Source organism: Microbacterium sp. NPDC059771, assembly GCF_042732495.1.
GTDB lineage: Bacteria > Actinomycetota > Actinomycetes > Actinomycetales > Microbacteriaceae > Microbacterium > Microbacterium sufflavum.
Genome location: NZ_JBHWHK010000001.1, coordinates 233,322 through 250,798, shown reverse-complemented (window position 1 = coordinate 250,798; position 17,477 = coordinate 233,322). Strand labels below are relative to the sequence as shown.

General features: G+C 70.2%; 14 protein-coding genes. 9 read left to right on the top strand and 5 right to left on the bottom strand.

The window, feature by feature from the left end:
* The first annotated feature begins 31 nt into the window (after positions 1-31).
* The 6 genes from ACFV3I_RS01215 to ACFV3I_RS01190 are packed head-to-tail and all read left to right on the top strand — an operon-like array spanning position 32 to position 6,535.
* The gene (locus ACFV3I_RS01215; protein WP_378822192.1) at positions 32-1,261 is read left to right on the top strand and encodes an ROK family protein; all 1,230 of its coding nucleotides are present in this window, start codon (positions 32-34) and stop codon (positions 1,259-1,261) included.
* Between the two features lie 36 nt (positions 1,262-1,297).
* Positions 1,298-2,131 (top strand): ABC transporter permease, encoded by an 834-nt coding sequence (locus tag ACFV3I_RS01210; protein ID WP_136035163.1) that lies wholly within the window; start codon positions 1,298-1,300, stop codon positions 2,129-2,131.
* Positions 2,128-2,904 (top strand): ABC transporter ATP-binding protein, encoded by a 777-nt coding sequence (locus tag ACFV3I_RS01205; protein WP_136035162.1) that lies wholly within the window; start codon positions 2,128-2,130, stop codon positions 2,902-2,904. The genes ACFV3I_RS01210 and ACFV3I_RS01205 overlap by 4 nt, the downstream gene beginning before the upstream one ends.
* Positions 2,905-2,964: 60 nt before the next feature.
* Complete coding sequence (locus ACFV3I_RS01200; protein ID WP_136035161.1) at positions 2,965-4,014, top strand: ABC transporter substrate-binding protein; 1,050 nt, start codon at positions 2,965-2,967, stop codon at positions 4,012-4,014.
* Positions 4,011-5,117, top strand: a complete 1,107-nt coding sequence (locus tag ACFV3I_RS01195) for a Gfo/Idh/MocA family protein (protein ID WP_378822191.1) — start codon at positions 4,011-4,013, stop codon at positions 5,115-5,117. The genes ACFV3I_RS01200 and ACFV3I_RS01195 overlap by 4 nt, the downstream gene beginning before the upstream one ends.
* Positions 5,114-6,535 carry a sulfatase gene (locus tag ACFV3I_RS01190; protein WP_378822190.1) on the top strand — a complete coding sequence of 474 codons (1,422 nt, stop codon included), beginning with the start codon at positions 5,114-5,116 and terminating at the stop codon, positions 6,533-6,535. The genes ACFV3I_RS01195 and ACFV3I_RS01190 overlap by 4 nt, the downstream gene beginning before the upstream one ends.
* A 175-nt stretch (positions 6,536-6,710) precedes the next feature.
* On the opposite strand, the gene ACFV3I_RS01185 is transcribed toward ACFV3I_RS01190, so the two are convergent.
* Together ACFV3I_RS01185 and ACFV3I_RS01180 are read right to left on the bottom strand one after the other, a co-directional pair.
* On the bottom strand, positions 6,711-8,654 hold the full coding sequence (locus ACFV3I_RS01185) for a chaplin family protein (RefSeq protein ID WP_378822189.1): 1,944 nt from the start codon (positions 8,652-8,654) through the stop codon (positions 6,711-6,713).
* A 100-nt stretch (positions 8,655-8,754) separates the two neighbouring features.
* A complete protein-coding gene (locus ACFV3I_RS01180; RefSeq protein ID WP_378822188.1) occupies positions 8,755-9,783 on the bottom strand; it encodes a hypothetical protein in 1,029 nt (342 codons plus the stop codon).
* A 528-nt stretch (positions 9,784-10,311) separates the two neighbouring features.
* On the opposite strand from ACFV3I_RS01180, the gene dnaB reads away from it, so the two are divergent.
* On the top strand, positions 10,312-11,685 hold the full coding sequence (dnaB, locus tag ACFV3I_RS01175) for a replicative DNA helicase (protein WP_062637804.1): 1,374 nt from the start codon (positions 10,312-10,314) through the stop codon (positions 11,683-11,685).
* 16 nt (positions 11,686-11,701) lie between these two features.
* Here the strand turns inward: dnaB and ACFV3I_RS01170 are convergent, their stop codons facing one another.
* Positions 11,702-12,358 (bottom strand): DUF4276 family protein, encoded by a 657-nt coding sequence (locus ACFV3I_RS01170; RefSeq protein WP_378822187.1) that lies wholly within the window; start codon positions 12,356-12,358, stop codon positions 11,702-11,704.
* Positions 12,355-13,500, bottom strand: coding sequence for an AAA family ATPase (locus tag ACFV3I_RS01165; protein ID WP_378822186.1), 1,146 nt, complete (start codon positions 13,498-13,500; stop codon positions 12,355-12,357). Before ACFV3I_RS01165 ends, ACFV3I_RS01170 begins: the two co-directional genes overlap by 4 nt.
* Positions 13,501-13,627: 127 nt before the next feature.
* Between ACFV3I_RS01165 and ACFV3I_RS01160 the strand changes: the two genes are divergently transcribed.
* Entirely contained in the window at positions 13,628-14,374 is a 747-nt protein-coding gene (locus ACFV3I_RS01160; RefSeq protein WP_136036753.1) for a LysM peptidoglycan-binding domain-containing protein, read from the top strand.
* Positions 14,375-14,451: 77 nt separating this feature from the next.
* Positions 14,452-16,803, top strand: a complete 2,352-nt coding sequence (locus ACFV3I_RS01155; protein WP_378822185.1) for a metallophosphoesterase — start codon at positions 14,452-14,454, stop codon at positions 16,801-16,803.
* On the opposite strand, the gene ACFV3I_RS01150 is transcribed toward ACFV3I_RS01155, so the two are convergent.
* Positions 16,743-17,417 (bottom strand): winged helix-turn-helix transcriptional regulator, encoded by a 675-nt coding sequence (locus tag ACFV3I_RS01150; protein ID WP_136028494.1) that lies wholly within the window; start codon positions 17,415-17,417, stop codon positions 16,743-16,745. The two genes, ACFV3I_RS01155 and ACFV3I_RS01150, sit on opposite strands and share 61 nt — an antisense overlap.
* Positions 17,418-17,477 lie beyond the last annotated feature (60 nt).

Here is a 17,477-nt window from a genome sequence, read left to right as displayed (position 1 = left end):
GGATTTCCGCACGTGCTGTTTATTTAGCTACGTGCAAAAAAAACTATCCGAGGTCCGGCTCGACGCCGCGGCGATCCGCGCGCACCACCGTCGCGTGCTGCTGCAGCTGCTGCGCTCGCACGGCCCGCTGTCGCGTCGCGATCTGTCCCGCGCCTCGGGCCTGAGCGCCGCCGCCGTGATGAACGTGGTCGTGGAACTGGTCGACGCAGGCCTCGTGGCGGAGGAGATCCCCGCCACCCGGGAGGCCAGGGTCGGCCGCCCGAGCACCGACGTCGCCCTCACCGGCACCCACCACGTGCTCGCACTGCAGATCGGCGCCGGGTTCCTCCAGGCAGGAGTGGTCGAGCTCACCTCGCGCGTCGTGGCGTCCGAGCAGATCCGCTTCCCGGTCCCCACCGCGCCCGAGGGTGTGCTCGACCTCGCGGACGAGCTCCTGCAGCGGGTGATGGACACGGCGGGCATCTCGCTGGAGCAGGTGCTCGGCCTCGGCGTCGGCGTGGCCGGCATCGTCGACGCGAGCCGCCGCGTGAACATCTCCGCCCCCACGCTCGGCTGGACCGACGTGCCGATCGCCGAGCACTTCGAACGCACCCTCGGGCTCGACGTCGTGCTCGACCACAACGTGCGCGCCATGGCCGCCGGCGAGTCCCGCTACGGCACCGGCCAGGGGCTCGAGAGCCTCGCCTTCGTCTACGTGCGCACCGGTGTCGGCGCCGGCCTGATCCTGGGCGGCGCCGAGTACCGCGGCGGCACGCACGGCGCGGTCGAGATCGGTCACCTGCGCGTCGAGCAGGACGGCCCCACCTGCACCTGCGGCGGCCGCGGCTGCCTGGAGACCGTGGTCAGCGATGGCGTGCTCCGGCGGCGCATGATCGACGCCGGGCTGCTCGACGACGACCGCGCTTCCGACGACCGCACCTGGACGGAGGACTTCGTCGCCGCCGTCGAGGCCGCCGACCCGCGGGCGCTGGAGGTGCGCGACGACCTCGTCCGGCACCTCAGCACCGCGCTGCTGAGCATGGTCAACCTCCTCAACCCGCAGCAGATCGTGCTGGGCGGACTGCTGTTCGACCTGGCCCCGGTCGTGATCGAACCCGTCAGGGCGGCCCTCGCGGAGCAGGTCATGCCCGTGCTGCGCGACGGCATCCGCGTCGAGCCGCCGCGCTTCGGTGCCGACGCGGGCATGATCGGCGCCGCCACCATCGCCCTGGACACCTTCGTGTTCGGGCCTCCCCTCCTTCCGACCGCCCCGGTCGGCTGACACCAACGGGCTCCCACGCAACGAAGGGAAAGAGCCATGATCGACGCCACACCCGAGACGGCGACCACGACGCTCTCGGTGCCGCGCGCCACGAGAGCGCGCCGCACGACCGTCCGCACCGAGAAACCGCTGACGCTGCTCTACCTCTCCACCCTGGTGCTCGGCATCGCGGTGTGGTGGATCATCGCGGTCGTCAGCGACAACCCGCTCGCCCCCACGCCGATCGCCGTGGTGCAGAGCTTCTGGGAGGGACTGCTCGACGGCAGCCTGCTGCTGAACACCGTGGCGAGCGTGCAGCGCGTCGTCATCGGCTTCCTCCTCGGCGTGATCGTCGCCGTCCCCGCCGGCTTCATCATGGGCTGGTATCGCTGGGGCCGCGGGCTGCTCGAGCCGTGGGTGCAGTTCTTCCGCACCGTGCCACCGCTCGCGCTCATCCCGCTCGTGATCGTGTTCCTCGGCATCGGGGAGCCGGCGAAGATCTTCGTCATCTTCCTCGCGTCGTTCCTCTCGTGCGTGCTCGCCACCTTCCAGGGCGTGCGCAACGTCGACACCACCCTCGTCAACGCGGCTCGCGTGCTCGGCGCGAGCGACGGCACGATCTTCCTCCGCGTGGTCGTCCCGGCCTCGCTGCCGTTCATCTTCGTCGGCACCCGCGTCGCCCTCGGCGCGGCCTGGGCCACGGTCGTCGCCTCGGAGCTCATCGCGGCGGCCTTCGGTCTCGGCCGCATGATGCAGGCCGCCTCGCAGTTCCTCGACACCCCGCGCATCGTCGTGGGCATCATCCTCATCGGCGCGCTCGGGTTCGCGATGGACCGTGCCCTGCTCTTCGCCGAGAACAAGCTCACCGCCTGGCAGGAGGTCCGGAAATGACCGCGATGATCTCGATCCGCGGGGTCTCGAAGCACTACGAGACCAGCCGCGGCACGGTCCGCAGCCTCGACGACGTCGACCTCGACGTGGCAGACGGGGAGTTCATCACCCTCGTCGGGCCGAGCGGCTGTGGCAAGAGCACCCTGCTGAACCTGATGGCGGGGCTCCTCGACCCCACCGAGGGGGAGGTGCTCGTGGGCGGCCGACCCGTCACAGGGCCCGGGCCCGACCGGGGCGTGATCTTCCAGCAGTATGCGCTCTTCCCGTGGCTCACGGCCCGGCAGAACGTCGAGTTCGGCCTGCGGATCCGCGGCATGAAGAAGGCCGAGCGCGAGCAGGTGGCCCAGCACTACCTCGACCTCGTGGGCCTGGGCGACTTCGCCGGCGCGCTGCCGAAGGAGCTCTCGGGCGGCATGAAGCAGCGCTGCGCGATCGCCCGCGCCTATGCCGCGCAGCCGTCGATCCTGCTGATGGACGAGCCGTTCGGCGCGCTCGACGCGCTGACCCGGGTAAGCATGCAGGAGAACCTGCTCGAGACGTGGCAGCAGGAGCGGCGCACCGCCGTGTTCATCACCCACGACGTGGACGAGGCCGTGTTCCTCGCCAACCGCGTGATCGTGATGAGCCCGCGGCCCGGACGGATCACCGAGGTGATCGACGTGCCGCTCGCCTACCCGCGCACCGAGGAGATGCGCCTGTCTCCCGAGTTCGCCGCCCTCCGCGCCCGCGTCTGGCGCGGCGTGCACCACCAGCCGGAACCCACCACCGCCTGACCCGGCGGATCCGCACCCGCACGACCCACCGCACTCCCACCCGATCACGTAAGGAACCCGATGATGCGCTTCCCCACCCGGACCCGTCGCGCGGCCGTCGCCGCCGCGGCCGTCACCGCACTCACGATCGCCCTGTCCGCCTGCACGGGCTCGGCCGAACCGGCCCCCTCGTCCGACGCCGGAGGCGAGGCCCGTGAGCCGGTCTCCCTGAACGTCGGCTACATCGACACGAGCATCAACGGCGTCGGCGTGATCGCCGCCGCGAACGAGCTGGGTCTGTGGGAGAAGTACGGCCTGGACGTGACGCTGACGCCGTTCACGAACGGCCCCACCCAGATCCAGGCGATGCAGGCCGGCCAGATCGACGTCGGGTACATCGGCGCCGGGGCGACCTGGCTTCCGGCGACCGGACAGGCGACCGTGATCGTGCCCAGCGAGACCTCGCTCGGCGACGTGGTGCTCGCCCGCCCGGGCAGCGGCGTCGAGGATCCGAAAGACCTCAAGGGGCAGCGCGTCGGCGTGCCCGAGGGCGGGTCGGGGGAGATGATCCTCGCGCTCACGCTCCTGGAGGCCGGGCTCACGTTCGACGACGTCGAGCGCGTGGTGCTCGACCCGCCGAGCGTCGTCAGCGCCTACGTCGGCGGGCAGATCGACATCGCCGCGATCTTCTCGCCGCTGAGCGCGCAGATCCTCGACAGCGTGCCGGACACCGTGACGGTGGCCGACAACGCCTCTTTCCCGGAGACGTCGTTCCTCGGGTCGTGGGTCGCGTCGAACGAGGCCGTCGACGGCAAGGCCGACGCCCTGCAGCGCTTCCTCGAGGTGTACGCCGAGGTGAACGACTACCGCATCGACGACACGGAGCAGGTCGTCGAGTGGGCCTCCGCCGCGTCCGGTGCCCCGGTCGACCAGCTGACGCAGCAGGCGAGCATCTCCGGGTGGACGCCGTCCGACGAGATCCTCGCGAACAACGAGGACGGCACCACGTTCGAGCAGTACGAGTCGATCATGCGGGTGTTCGTCCAGTCCGGTCGCATGGAGGACATGACCGATCCGGCGTCGTTCGTCAACACCGAGCTGTTCGCCGCCGCCATGAAGGACCGCTCGTGACGGGTCCCGTCGGGCTGGGCATCGTCGGCTCCGGTTTCGTCGCCGAGTTCTACCTCCGGGCCCTGGCGGAGGTGCGCGACCACGAGGTCGTCGCCCTCGTCGCGCGCTCGCCCGAACGGGGCAGAGAGCTCGCCGACCGGTTCGGCGTGCGCGACGTGGTCGCCAGCGTTGAGGAGCTGGCCGCCCTGGCCGATGTCGACATCGTGGTCGTGGCCGTGCCGCAGGACGCGCACCTCGACGCGGTGACGGCGGCGGCCGCCGCGGGCAAGGCCGTGATCTGCACCAAGCCGCTCGGGCGCAGCGGCTCGGAGGCCGCGGCGTGTCTCGCCGCCGTGACCGCCGCGGGCGTGTGGCACGGCTATGCGGAGACCGCGGTCTTCTCGCCCGCGGTCATGCACGCCAAGGCGATGGTCGACGCGGGCGGTATCGGTCGGGTGCTCACCGTGCGCGCCCGCGAGGCCCACGGCAGCCCGCACAAGCACGCCAGGGAGATCGCGCGCATGGGCGGAGGGCCGCTGCGCGGTCTCGGCTGCCACGGTGTTGCTGTCGGGCGCTGGTTCCTGGAGGGCGCGACCCCCGTGGAGGCCTTCGCGTGGGGGGACCGGCTCGACCGCGACGACGTGGACTCCGAGGACAACGCGGTCCTGCTCGTGCGGTTCGACGACGGTCGTGTCGCCCAGGTCGAGGCCGGCTGGACGCATCGCCCCGGGCTGGACAACCGGCGCGAGATCCACGGCTCGGACGGCTGGCTCGGCGTGGACGAGACCGGCCCCGGTGCCCTCGCGGCGTTCGCGGGACAGGAGCTCGGTTACGTGGGGGAGAAGGCCGGCTCGACCCGCGGCTGGCTGCGGCCCGTGCTCGACGAGCCGCGCACGTACGGTTACCACGGCCAGTTCGCGCACTTCATCGAGAGTTTCCGCGCGGGTGTCGCGCCGCGGCAGACCCTGGCCGACGGCGTCATCGACAACGCGGTGATCGACGCGGCCTATCGCTCCATGACGACCGGTCGCTGGGAGCCCATCGACCTCTCCGGGCTCACGGCCCCTCGCGCCGAGATCGTCACCGACGCGTACCACCGCCCCGCAGAGAGAGAAGCACGATGACCGCCCGGCGACCGAACATCCTCATGATCCTCACCGACGACCACGCCACGCATGCGATCGGCGCCTACGGGTCGGTGGTGAACACGACCCCGCGCATCGACGAGATCGCGCAGTCCGGTCGTCGCGTCGATCACTGCTACTGCACGAACTCGCTGTGCACCCCGAGCCGCGCCAGCATCCTGACCGGCACGTACAGCCACGTCAACGGCGTCTCGACCCTGGTGACCCCCATCGACGCGAGCCAGCCGACGTTCGTGTCGCAGCTCAAGGAGGCGGGCTACCGCACGGCCATCGTCGGCAAGTGGCACATGGGGGAGGGGCCCGGCCATGATCCGCAGGGCTTCGACTACTGGGCGGTGCTGCGCGATCAGGGCGAGTACTTCGATCCGCAGATCCTCACCGCCGACGGCGTGCACATCGAGAAGGGTTACGCGACCGACATCATCACCGACCTGTCGCTGCAGTGGCTCGAGTCGCTGGAGGGCGATGAGCCGTGGTGCCTGCTGATCCATCACAAGGCGCCGCACCGCGCGTGGGAGCCCGACGAGGCGCACGCCCACCTGTACAGCGACCCGATCCCCGTGCCGTCCACGTTCACGGACGACTACGCGGGCCGGGCGAGCGCGGCGAAGCATGCCACGATGCGCATCGCGGAGCACCTGACGCTCGACGACCTCAAGGTGGAGCCGCCGCAGGACCTGACGCCCGACGAGCTCGCGCTGTGGAAGTACCAGCGGTACATGGAGGACTACCTGCGCTGCGTGGCCTCGGTTGACGACAACGTCGGGCGGGTGATCGACTGGCTCGGCGCGCACGGCGTGCGGGATTCGACCCTCCTCACGTACAGCTCCGACCAGGGCTTCTTCCTCGGCGACCACGGGTGGTTCGACAAGCGCTTCATGTACGAGGAGTCGATCCGGATGCCGCTGCTCGTGTCGTGGCCGGAGCGGATCGCGCCCGCGGCCCCGATGGAGCAGATCGTGACGAACGTCGATTTCGCGCAGACCTTCCTGGATGCCGCCGGGGTCGATGCGCACGAGCGGATGCAGGGGAAGAGCTTCCTTCCGCAGCTGACCGGATCCGACGAGCCGACGCGCGACGCGTTCTACTACCGCTATTACGAGAACGACGACGAGAACCACCACGTGCTCGCGCACTACGGCATCCGCACGGAGGCCCACAAGCTCATCTACTTCTACAGCGACGGGATGGGTCTGCCCGGGTCGTCGCCGTTCCGGTTCGCGCCGGAGTGGGAGTTGTACGACCTGGAGGCCGACCCGGACGAGCTGGTGAACGTGTACCACGACCCCGCGTACGCCGACGTGCGCGAGCAGCTCAAGGTGCGGCTGTGGGAGCTGCAGGCCGAGCTGGGCGACCAGCCCCACGCGAGTCAGCCGATACCCGCGCTGACGAGCTGAGCGCAGGCGTGAACGGATGCCCCGTGGCGGTTCGCCACGGGGCATCCGCTTGTCGCGCGGCCGTCGCGCTCGGCAGAGGAGGTGCGGGGGACGCACCGCACGAGCGGACGCTGCCGCGCACCGGCGGAGCCGTGTCTCCTCCCCCGAGGACACCGGCGCCGCCGGGGCTCAGCGCCTACGCCGTGCGACGGCGCAGCAGGCCCGCACCTCCCAGAAGCAGGAGGGCGGCGATCGCCCACAGCGCGGGCGACGGTGCACCGCCGGTCATGGCGAGACCGGTGGCCTCGCCGGAGACGGCTGTGCCCGACGCCCAGGCCATGCCGGACGCGCCCGGAGTGGTGCCGGGGTTCGTTCCGGGGGTGGTGCCGGGGTCCGTGCCCGGGTCGGTTCCGGGGTCGGTTCCCGGGTCCGTACCGGGGTCCGTGCCCGGGTCAGTACCGGGGTCGGTTCCGGGGTCGGTTCCGGGCGTGGTGCCCGGGCCGGTCACGGTGCTCTCGCCCACGACCGAGATGGCGTTGCCGCCGATCGTGATCGGAAGCGTCACCGGCAGACCCAGCTGGGTGCCGCCGAGGATGCCGTCCTCACCGGTGGTGATCCCGCCGCCGGCCGCCGGAGCGGTCGGGGCCGTGCCGGTGCCGGTGGTGCCGCCGGTGACGGTGGCGTCGTCGAGCACGGAGATCGCGTTGCCCGTCACGCCGATGGGGGCGGTGACGGGCGCGGTCACCTGGGTGCCGCCGAGGATGCCGTCCTCACCGGTGGTGGTGCCGCCGGCCGCGGGTGCGGCCGGGGTGGTTCCGGTGCCGGTGGTGCCGCCGGTGACGGTGGCGTCGTCGAGCACGGAGATCGCGTTGCCCGTCACGCCGATGGGGGCCGTGACGGGTGCGGTGACCTGGGTGCCGCTGGCGGTGCCGTCCTCACCCGAAGTGGCGGGCATGCCGCCGGTGGCGGGTGCGGACGGGGTGCCGCGGGTGCCGGTGGTGCCGCTCGTGGCGCTGTCTCCCAGGAGCGAGATAGCGTTGCCGGTCACGGTCACGGGGGCCGTCACCGGGGCGACGACCTGGGTGCCGCTGGCGGTGCCGTCCTCACCCGAGGTGGCGGGGGCGCCGCCGTTCGCGGGTGCGGTCGGGGCCGTCGTGCCGGTACCGGTGGTGCCGCCGGTGACGGTGGCGTCGTCGAGCACGGAGATGGCATTGCCGGTCACGCCGATGGGGGCGGTGATGGGTGCGACGACCTGCGAGCCGCCGACGACGCCGTCCTCACCCGAGGTGGCGGGGCTGCCCCCGTTCGCGGGTGTGGTGGGAGCCGTGCCGGTGCCGGTGCCGCCGGTGCTGGCGCTGTCGCCGAGCAGCGAGATGGCGTTGCCGGTCACGGTCACGGGAGCCGTCACCGGGGCGACGACCTGCGTGCCGCTGGCCGTGCCGTCCTCACCGCTGGTGCCCGCATCGACGCCGGTCGCGGGAGCCGGTGCTGCGGCCTCCGCGTCGGTCGAGGCCGACTCGGCGTCGCCCAGGAGCGACAGCGAGTTGCCCGACACGGTCACCGGAGCGTTCACCGCGAGCAGGGCCTGCGTGCCCGAGAGCACACCGTCCATGCCGTCGGTGTCGAGGGAAAGCACCCCGGCCGCGTCAGGGGCCTGGGGAGCCGCGCTCTGGGGTGGAGCGGCGGCCGGGGTGCTGGTCGTGGAGTCGTCGGTGAGGCTGATCGCGTTGCCCGACACGGTGACGGGCAGGTTCACGGTCACGACCGCCTGGGTTCCCGACGCGGTGCCCGAGCCGCCGTCCGTCTCCGCAGCGGGTGCGGGAGCCGGAGCGGGCTCCGCAGCGGGTGCGGGAGCCGGAGCGGGCGCCGGAGCGGGCGCGGGGGCCGGAGCGGGGGCCGGTGCCGGAGCGGGCGCGGGGGCCGGAGCCGGAGCCGGTGCGGGAGCCACCGCATCGCCGAGCACGGAGATCGCGTTGTCCACGACCGTGATCGGCGCCGTGATGGGTGCCACCGCCTGGGTGCCGGAGAGCAGTCCGTCGTCTCCGGATGTCTCGGCCGCATTGGCGGCCGTCGCGCCGAGCAGGGTGATCCCGCCGGCGAGGAGCGCGCCCCACAGGGCTCGCTTCGCGTAAGTACGCATGATGGTTCTCCTGACATGACTGGGGTGTCTGATGGGTGCACGCGATGAGGTGCGCGCGCAGCACGGCATCTGCCATCCGCGGGGATGGCGCGACGGTCAGTCAGTCAGGTGAGACGTCGGTGTCGGCGACGGGCGAGCCGGGAAGGGCATCGTCCGAGGCGCCGGCAACCCGCTCCCAGGCACGGAGCGGGAGCACGCCGTCGTCGCCGAGGCGAGCGTGGGCGTACGGGGTGCCTCCGCCGGAGGTGGCGGAGGAAGACGGGGCGGCGGGGGCACCGGGTGGTGCGTTGCCGGGCGTGGGGGTGTGATCGCCCGCGGCAGGGTCGGCGGGCGGCGCGGCCCCCTCGGCGCGTTCGTCGGAGGCGCCGGAGATCGCGGCGGACACGCCGGGCGTCACCGCGCCGGGCAGCGCGGACGCGGGCGCGGAGGTGAGAGCTACCGCGGCGGCGGGGAGCGATCCGTCGCTCACCGGCGGAATTCCGGGCTGGAGGCCGTCGATCACGGGCGGCACGGTCTCGTCGACGGTGCCGCTGATCACGCCGGTCACGTCATCGACCACGCCCACCACCTCGGTCACGAGGTCGGACGCGCCGGAGTCGACGACGATCCCGCCGACGATCGGAAGGCGGCCGACGGCGTCGAGGATCGGTGCGGTCACGCGCGAGATGGGCGAGTCCGCGAGGAGGTCGGTGGTGGTGTCGACGACCGACGAGGTCGCGTCCGTCACCGTGCCGAGCACGGGCGCCGCGACCGACCCCACGACCGGCACGCTCTCGACCGTCTCCGTGACCGTCTCGACGACGGCGGGCGCGGCCTGCACGGGGGCGACCGCCTGCGAGACGACGGGGGCGACCACCTGCGTCACCACCGGGGTGACCACCTGCGTGACGACGGGCGCGGCCACCTGGGTCACGACCGGGGCGACGACCTCGTTCACGACGGGTGCCGTCACGGCGGTCACCGTCTGCGTGACCGCGGTGGTCAGGGAGTCGAGCGGGCCGGGCTTCTGCTCGTCCGCCTGAGCGGATCCGCCACCGGTGAGCACCGTGAGTGCGGCCCACGCGAGCGCGCCGAGGCCACCCCAGAGAACGACGGCGGGTACGCCGCGTCGGGTCGCTCGAGCGCTCACGTCGTCCTCCCCCTCTGAAGGCAACGCCATATCGATACGGGTGTGTCGATGGGGAGCAGAATACTCGCGGGGTCCCACCCTGTCCAGGCCCATTTACAACCGCGACGGGTGGTGTCAGATCGTGACGCGCCCGGCGGATTTCCGGCTTGACTTTCCCCAAGTTCTACACATGTCGCTCCGGCAGGGGAAACCTTCAACGCGCGATTTAACCTCGTTTCCATCCACAGGGTGGGGAAACGAGAAATCCCAGGTCAAGGATCATAAAAAAGTTCTTCTTCACCACACTCCACCGGGTTATCCACACCCGTTCTGCACAGACACTCCGCGTTTCTCCGCACGCTCTCCACATGGTTATCCACAGGCTGTGTTGCACCGTGTGAAGACCGCTCATAGCGTGGTCGAGCGACCGAATGTCGGGGGCCCCTGTTTGTCTGGAAACGGCCGCCGCGCGGGCGTGGAACCACCGACGACCACTCGTCATCCGCTGTCGGAGTTCCGCATCGGAACCGTCGCATCGAAGGGAACACTGTGTCGATCGCCGACATCTCGGAGGAGCGCCTGGGAGGGCAGCGTCCGCCCGAGCGCACCCCGCCGCACGACCTCCTCGCCGAGCAGAGCGCCCTGGGCGGCATGCTGCTGTCGAAGGACGCGGTGGCCGACGTGATCGAGACCCTCAAGGGCGCCGACTTCTACATCCCGAAGCACGAGCTGATCTTCGAGGCGATCCTGTCGCTCTACTCGCACGGCGAGCCGACCGACGTGGTCGCCGTCACCGACGAGCTCATCAAGACGGGCGAGCTGAGCAAGGCCGGCGGTGCCGACTACCTGCACACGCTTACCTCGATCGTGCCGACCGCGGCGAACGCCGGCTACTACGCGGGCATCGTGTCGGAGCGGGCCATCCTCCGCCGGTTGGTCGACGCGGGCACCCGCATCGTGCAGCTCGGCTACGACGGCCAGGGCGACGCGACCGACATCGTCAACAACGCGCAGGCCGAGATCTACTCCGTCACCGGTTCGGAGACCGCCGAGGACTACGTGCCGCTGACGGTCGCGGTCGACGCGGCGGTCGAGGAGATCGAGGCGGCGAACGGCCGCGACGGCTCCATGACGGGCATCCCGACCGGGTTCCGTGAGCTCGACGAGCTGACCAACGGCCTGCACGGCGGCCAGATGATCGTCGTCGCCGCCCGACCGGCCATGGGAAAGTCGACGCTCGCGCTCGACTTCGCGCGCGCCGCCTCCATCGGCCACGACTTCCCCTCCATCTTCTTCTCGCTCGAGATGGGCAAGAGCGAGATCGCGATGCGTCTGCTCAGCGCCGAGGGAGCCATCCCGCTGCAGAACATGCGCAAGGGAACGCTCGACCCGCGCGACTGGACCACGGTCGCCGCGACCCGCGGCCGCATCAACGACGCGCCCCTCTACATCGACGACAGCCCGAACATGACGCTCGTCGAGATCCGCGCCAAGTGCCGGCGGCTCAAGCAGCGTGCCGGGCTGCGCATGGTCATCATCGACTACCTGCAGCTGATGACCTCGGGCAAGCGCGTCGAGTCCCGTCAGCAGGAGGTCTCGGAGTTCTCGCGAAGCCTCAAGCTCATCGCCAAGGAACTGCAGGTGCCGGTGATCGCGCTGTCGCAGCTGAACCGTGGTCCCGAGCAGCGGCAGGACAAGAAGCCCGCCATCAGCGACCTGCGTGAGTCGGGCTCGATCGAGCAGGACGCCGACATGGTGATCCTGCTGCACCGCGACTCCGTGTACGACAAGGACGTGCGTCCGGGCGAGGCCGACCTGATCGTGGCCAAGCACCGTAACGGCCCGACGGCCACCATCACGGTCGCGTTCCAGGGCCACTACTCCCGCTTCGCCGACATGGCCCCCGGCGGCGACTTCAACTGACCTTGAACTTCGGGCTCTATATCGAGAGCGCCGCAATCCAGGCCGCGAACCGAGACGCAGAGGGAAGAGCGCGCGGGAGCCGGCCTTCGAGCACGGACACCCCGTCGCGGACCTTTCGGTAGTCCGGTAGCACCTCGAGGACCCGCTTGGACGGTGCTGTCTGCGGTCCGTTATTGATCTGTTCTGCATCGCCGTCGTGCTCATCAAGAAGGGCTGCGAACCTCGACGGAGCATCAACATCGCCGAGGACATCGCTCATCGTCGCGCCGGCGGCGATAACGAGAGTTTCGAATTCGTGGAGGGCGACGAAGGGAAGGAATCGCGAGTCGTACGGCAGCGAGGCGGCGATGTTGGCCTCGCGACTCGCGACGCAGGAAGGCTGATTATGTGCGGCAGGGCAGCTGCACGGAGGGGCATCGGCGGGATAGCCGTAAAAGTCGATCAGCGTCGTCACGCGATCCCAATGCGGCTGGCTCAGGAGCATGCGGAGTTGCTTGTCGTAGTGCTTCCAATATCCGCCGCCGCGAAACGTTGTGCCATTGGCAGTGCGGGAAGTGTGCACGACGATCGGCGTGAGCGTCGCTGTCTCGAACCCGATGTAGGGCTGAAGGACCCGGGCCACGAACGCTTCCTCGGTTTGCCCTTCTACGAGCAGGGCCACCCGTTTCGTCATGAATCCGCTCCCTCGGTGAAGGACGGATGTGAGGGCCCGGGCCTCCCACCCAGCAAGTTCATCTCCCAGAGCTCTCCGAGGGAGTAATCCATGAGCCAGGCTTCGAGTGTTTCGCGGTCCGGGCGCGAGACGGTGGTGTCTCCACCCCTTCGTTCCACGACCGCGACTTCGTCGATGCCGAACTGGCTGAGAAGGGTGACCGACTGTGTGGCCGCGACGATCCGTTGTCCGTCGGCTCGGTTCCGAAAGAGGTCGGCAAGCTGATGGATGGCGGCGGGATGCAGACCCAGCTCCGGCTCGTCCAAGACGATGGTTGCTGGCTGACGGGGCTGCTGAAGCAGAACGGCGAGGCAGATAAACCGGAGAGTGCCTGAGCTCAGCGCGCTCCCAGAGAAGACATCATCCAGTCCCCGCTCCTTCCAACGGAGGATGACCCGACCTCCGTCGGGCCGGAGTACGAAATCGTCGAAGAATGGGGCGACGTTCCGAATGCTGCGAAGGATTTGTAGATAGGTCTTGGGGTTGTTCTCACTGATGTCCAGCAGCACGGCGGCGAGATTGCGTGCGTCGCTGTGGAGGGACTCCCGATCTGCGGTGTCCGCCCATCGCAGCGGTGGGGCGTCGTGGCTGGTGTCGTCGAAATGAAAAACCCGGCATCCAGAAAGGACGTCGAAGAGATATCGGTTGGCTACGTGTTCCGAGATGTAGTCGTGAAGTTGCGACTCCCGGCTCAAGCCGAGGCTGTGCTCGTACGGAGTCGGATAGTCGGTGCGGTGAGTCAGCGTCGTCTCGTTCAGTAGTGCGGCATCATCTGGACCCGCGCTCAGCGTCATCCGATATCCGTTTCGGAATGTGCCCTTAATCGAAGGATTCCAGTCCCCCCAGGCTTTGACGGATATGGCCTCCGCGACGCCGTACTTCGGAGAGCGGTGTGCGAGTTGAGAGAACCCTCCACTGCGCAACGTGTAAGCCTGCAAGCCCTGGTCAACGGTGTACCCGAGAAGCTCCAGGGCGTCGACGACATTGCTCTTGCCGACACCGTTGGCACCGATGAGGAGCGTCACTGCGGAAGACAGCTCCAAGCGGAGTGCGGCAATGGAGCGAAACCCGGTGATCTCAATCGAGGCGAGCGCGGCAGTCATGGCAGTCCTGTTCGATCGGTAGGGGTCATCGCCGACTCTATCGAGCTTGGCTGTCTACCCTGGTATGCCGAGTGATCAGCGGCCCGTCGCGCTGGCGCGGGCGGGCGCATCCTGACAAGCTGACGGGATGAACCGCACCCGCGCCATCGTCGCCGTCGTCGCGGGGGTGGCGGTCGCCGGTGTCGCGGCCCTCGCCGTCCCGGCTGTCGTCTCCGCCGTCTCCGCGCCATCCGAGACGTTCACGCACGCGCCCGCACCGGCCCCCGCCGCGGTCGACGAGTCGGAGTCCGCACCGGGCGAGGGCGACCTGGTCGATCTCGGTGACGGCGTCTCCGTGCCCGCGGGCGGTCCGGGGGAGTGCACCACGAACTCGCTCATCAACATCGTCGCCCAGGACGGAGAGGCGCCGCATGCGAAGCTGCTCGGCGACCTCGTCGAGATGGGGGCGTCCGACCTCGCGAACGGCACCCCCGTGCTCGGCGACGACGGGAAGGTCTTCGCCTACGAGGTCGCCCCGGGCGACAGCCTGATCGCGATCGGCCAGCGGTTCTGCATCGACTACGTCACCGTCTCGATGTACAACCACGTCGACGGCATGACCGTGCACCCGGGCGACGTGCTGATCCTCCGACCCGACCCCGCCCTCCCGTGGATCGACCAGTACGGGCCGTTCCGGGCGGAGGCCGGCACCTCCACCATCCCCTACGCCAACGCGTTCATCGAGTTCTCGAACGCGATCGCCGCGGGCGACCTGGGCGCGGCGCGCGTCGTGTGGCAGCGCCTCGGCCCCGACGTCTCGCCGGAGGGGCAGGCCGTGGTCACGCAGGCCCTCGCCGACGAGGACTGGGACGTGCTGCACCAGCTCTTCCCCTGACCTCGCGCCACAGGCCCTTGTGGCTCCCGCCCCGGCGGGTGTAAGACGGAGCCAGTCGAAGTGGACTGGGGTTCGACATGGGGACGTGGACGCGCGCACGGCGTCGTGCGCTGGCGGTGGTCGGAGCGACCGTGATGCTGGTCGGCGCGCTCGTGCCCGCCGTCGCCTCCGCCGCCGACGAGACCTTCACGATCGTGGTGCTGCCCGACACACAGGGCTACACCGTGTCGAGCACGTACGAGCAGACGATGGCCGCGCAGACGCAGTGGATCGTCGACTCCCGCGCACAGCTCAACACGAAGTTCGTGATCCAGGTGGGCGACCTCGTCGAGTCGTGGCCGAACGTGAACCACTGGGAGCGCGCGAGCCGGTACATGAAGACGCTCGACGACGCGGGCGTGCCGAACTCGGTGCTGCCGGGCAACCACGACCTCGACATCACGACCGGCGAGTCGAGCACGTACGACACCTACTTCCCGCCGAGCCGGTACTCCGCCGCCTCGTGGAACGGCCCGACGGTGTCGTACGGCGGATACCTGGGGCAGAACCAGTTCGGGCCCGACGGCATCGACCGCAAGAACAAGGACAGCTACAGCCTGCTCACGGTCGGCGACACGAAGCTGCTGCTGCTGAGCCTCGAATTCGAGTCGCCCGCCTACACCCTCGCGTGGGCCCAGCGCGTGCTCGACGCCCACCCCGACCGCAAGGTCATCCTCGCCACGCACGGCTTCATCAACACGGGCGGCACGCGCGCCACGCACGTCATCCGCACCGACGTCACCCCGGTGTCCGCGGTGACGCTGTGGAACGACTTCGTGTCGCAGAACTGCTCCATCTTCCTTGTCGTCAACGGCCACTGGCACGACGGCGACATCGGCGAGGCGCGACGCACCGACCCGAACTCCTGCGGCACGCCCGTGCACCAGATCCTGTCGAACTACCAGAGCCGCGCGAACGGGGGCAACGGCTGGCTGCGGTACTACACGTTCGATCCCGCCGCGGGCACGGTCGACGCCTTCACCTACTCGCCGACCCTCCAGCAGTACGAGACCGACGCCGGGAGCCGCTTCACCCTCCCGGTCGACCTGGAACCCGGCACGGATGAGGTGCTGCTCGCGGGCGGGTCGACGTGGAAGTGGCGCAACTCGACGCAGGCGTGGCCGACCGGGTGGACGACCCTCGGCTTCGATGATTCCGGGTGGGGTTCGGGGAGGGCCCCACTCGGATGGGGCACCGGTGCCGTCACCTCGATCGACCTCGGGCCGCCGAGCACCAACCGCGCCCGCGCGATGCTCTTCCGCACCACCGTGACCCTCGCCGACATCGACGAGCTCAGTGGCGTGACCGTGAGCACCCGGGCCGACGACGGGGTGGCGGTGTGGGTCAACGGCACGCTGCTGGGCACCTCGCACCTGCAGTCGACCGCGCCGACCAGCGCGACCTATGCCGACGCGGTGCGCTCGACGAGTGTCGCGACCGCCGACCCCGCCGTGTTCGCGGTGCCGTCCGGACTGCTGCGCGAGGGGGCGAACGTGATCGCCGCCTCGGCCCACGTGAACTACCGCGGCACGCCGGACAGCACGTTCGACCTGGTGATGACCGCACGCCGCACGACCGTCGACCCCCCGCAGGACCCTCCGGGCGCCCCCGCGGCCACCGCGACCGCCACGTCTCCCACGAGCGTGGACATCGCGTGGTCGCCGGGCCCCGGAGGTGCGGTGAGCGGTGTGGAGGTGTCGCGCCCTGGAATGACGACGCTCACGGGGACAGGGGCGACGGGGGTGGTGACGGACGCGGCGGCACCGGCGGGGAGTGCGGTGTCGTACGCGGTGGTCGCGATCGGGCCGGACGGTGCGCGGTCCGCCGCGACCACGGTCTCCGTCACCACACCTCCCGCGGCCACGCCCGTGCCGGTCACGCTCGTACGCAGCGACGCCGCCTGGCGCTTCCGTTACGCGGCCGGAGCCTGGCCGACCGGATGGTCGGGCGTCGCGTTCGACGACACGGCGTGGGGGCAGGGCGCCGCACCGCTGGGCTTCGGCAGCGGCATCACGACCGTCGTCGACGTGCCACCCCCCACCACGCAGCGCCCCATCAGCATGCTGTTCCGCACGTCGTTCACGGTCACCGACCCCGCGAAGCTCTCCGAGCTGGTGCTCACGGCGCGCGCGGACGACGGGGCGGTGGTGACGGTCAACGGCGTCGAGGTCGGCCGGCTCCGCATGCCGACGACGACCGTCACCTCGACCACGTACGCCACCGCGGCGCCGAACACGGCCGCCGCGGTCGCCTCACCGCTCGTGATCCCGATCCCCGCGTCGTCGCTGCGCGCCGGCGTCAACGTGATCGCCGTGTCGACGCATCTGAACTACCGCTCGACTCCCGGCGTCTCGTTCGTCGCGACGCTGGAGGGCAAGACCCTTCCCTGAGCCGCGTGCTCGCGCAGGGCGAGGTGCACGCGACAGGAATGCGCGTCGGTGAACGGCAGCACGCGATCGATCACGACCGGTCCGCCCGCGCGCTCCAGCAGTGAGCGCAGCAGCTCCTCGTGCACGCGGCAGGCGACCGGTCCGTCGTCGGCGAGCAGGGCGTGGAAGCGGCACGGTGCGAGCTCGATCGTCAGCGCCTCCTCGTCGACCTCGGGCTCCAGCCCCACCTCGTCCAGGTGGTGGTAGAGCGCGTCGAGCTGGTGCGTCGCGTCGGTCGGCAAGGTGGACTCGGTCGCCGGGAGCACCGCACGCATGAGATCGCCGTGCCGGATCGCCTCACGCAGATGCCGCTCCGCGACCTCGTTGCGATCGGTCGCTGTCACCACCGCGAAGCGCAGCCGGGGTCGTCCACGGCGGCCGGTGTGCTCGACCTCGGAGCGCACGTGCCCCTCCTTCTCGAGGATCCGGAGGTGATCGCGGAGGGTGTTGACGTGCAGGCCGGTGATGGCGGACAACTCGGCGAGACCGATCCCCGGGGTGTCGAGCAGGGCGTCGAGGACCCGTAGGCGACTCGACTGGGCAAGACCGCGGTAGGCGTCGATAGGACGTGGCATGTTACCTATTATCCGCGCAGGTCGGAGAACGGGCGAATTGCACGGCCCGCGTCTGCGCAG

What these genes read in the sequence shown, in the direction of transcription:
- ACFV3I_RS01210 (WP_136035163.1), top strand. Translation starts at nt 1,298, where the DNA reads ATGATCGACGCCACACCCGAGACGGCGACCACGACGCTCTCGGTGCCG.
- ACFV3I_RS01205 (WP_136035162.1), top strand. Translation starts at nt 2,128, where the DNA reads ATGACCGCGATGATCTCGATCCGCGGGGTCTCGAAGCACTACGAGACC.
- ACFV3I_RS01200 (WP_136035161.1), top strand. Translation starts at nt 2,965, where the DNA reads ATGATGCGCTTCCCCACCCGGACCCGTCGCGCGGCCGTCGCCGCCGCG.
- ACFV3I_RS01190 (WP_378822190.1), top strand. Translation starts at nt 5,114, where the DNA reads ATGACCGCCCGGCGACCGAACATCCTCATGATCCTCACCGACGACCAC.
- ACFV3I_RS01185 (WP_378822189.1), bottom strand. Translation starts at nt 8,654, where the DNA reads ATGCGTACTTACGCGAAGCGAGCCCTGTGGGGCGCGCTCCTCGCCGGC.
- ACFV3I_RS01170 (WP_378822187.1), bottom strand. Translation starts at nt 12,358, where the DNA reads ATGACGAAACGGGTGGCCCTGCTCGTAGAAGGGCAAACCGAGGAAGCG.
- ACFV3I_RS01165 (WP_378822186.1), bottom strand. Translation starts at nt 13,500, where the DNA reads ATGACTGCCGCGCTCGCCTCGATTGAGATCACCGGGTTTCGCTCCATT.
- ACFV3I_RS01160 (WP_136036753.1), top strand. Translation starts at nt 13,628, where the DNA reads ATGAACCGCACCCGCGCCATCGTCGCCGTCGTCGCGGGGGTGGCGGTC.
- ACFV3I_RS01155 (WP_378822185.1), top strand. Translation starts at nt 14,452, where the DNA reads ATGGGGACGTGGACGCGCGCACGGCGTCGTGCGCTGGCGGTGGTCGGA.
- ACFV3I_RS01150 (WP_136028494.1), bottom strand. Translation starts at nt 17,417, where the DNA reads ATGCCACGTCCTATCGACGCCTACCGCGGTCTTGCCCAGTCGAGTCGC.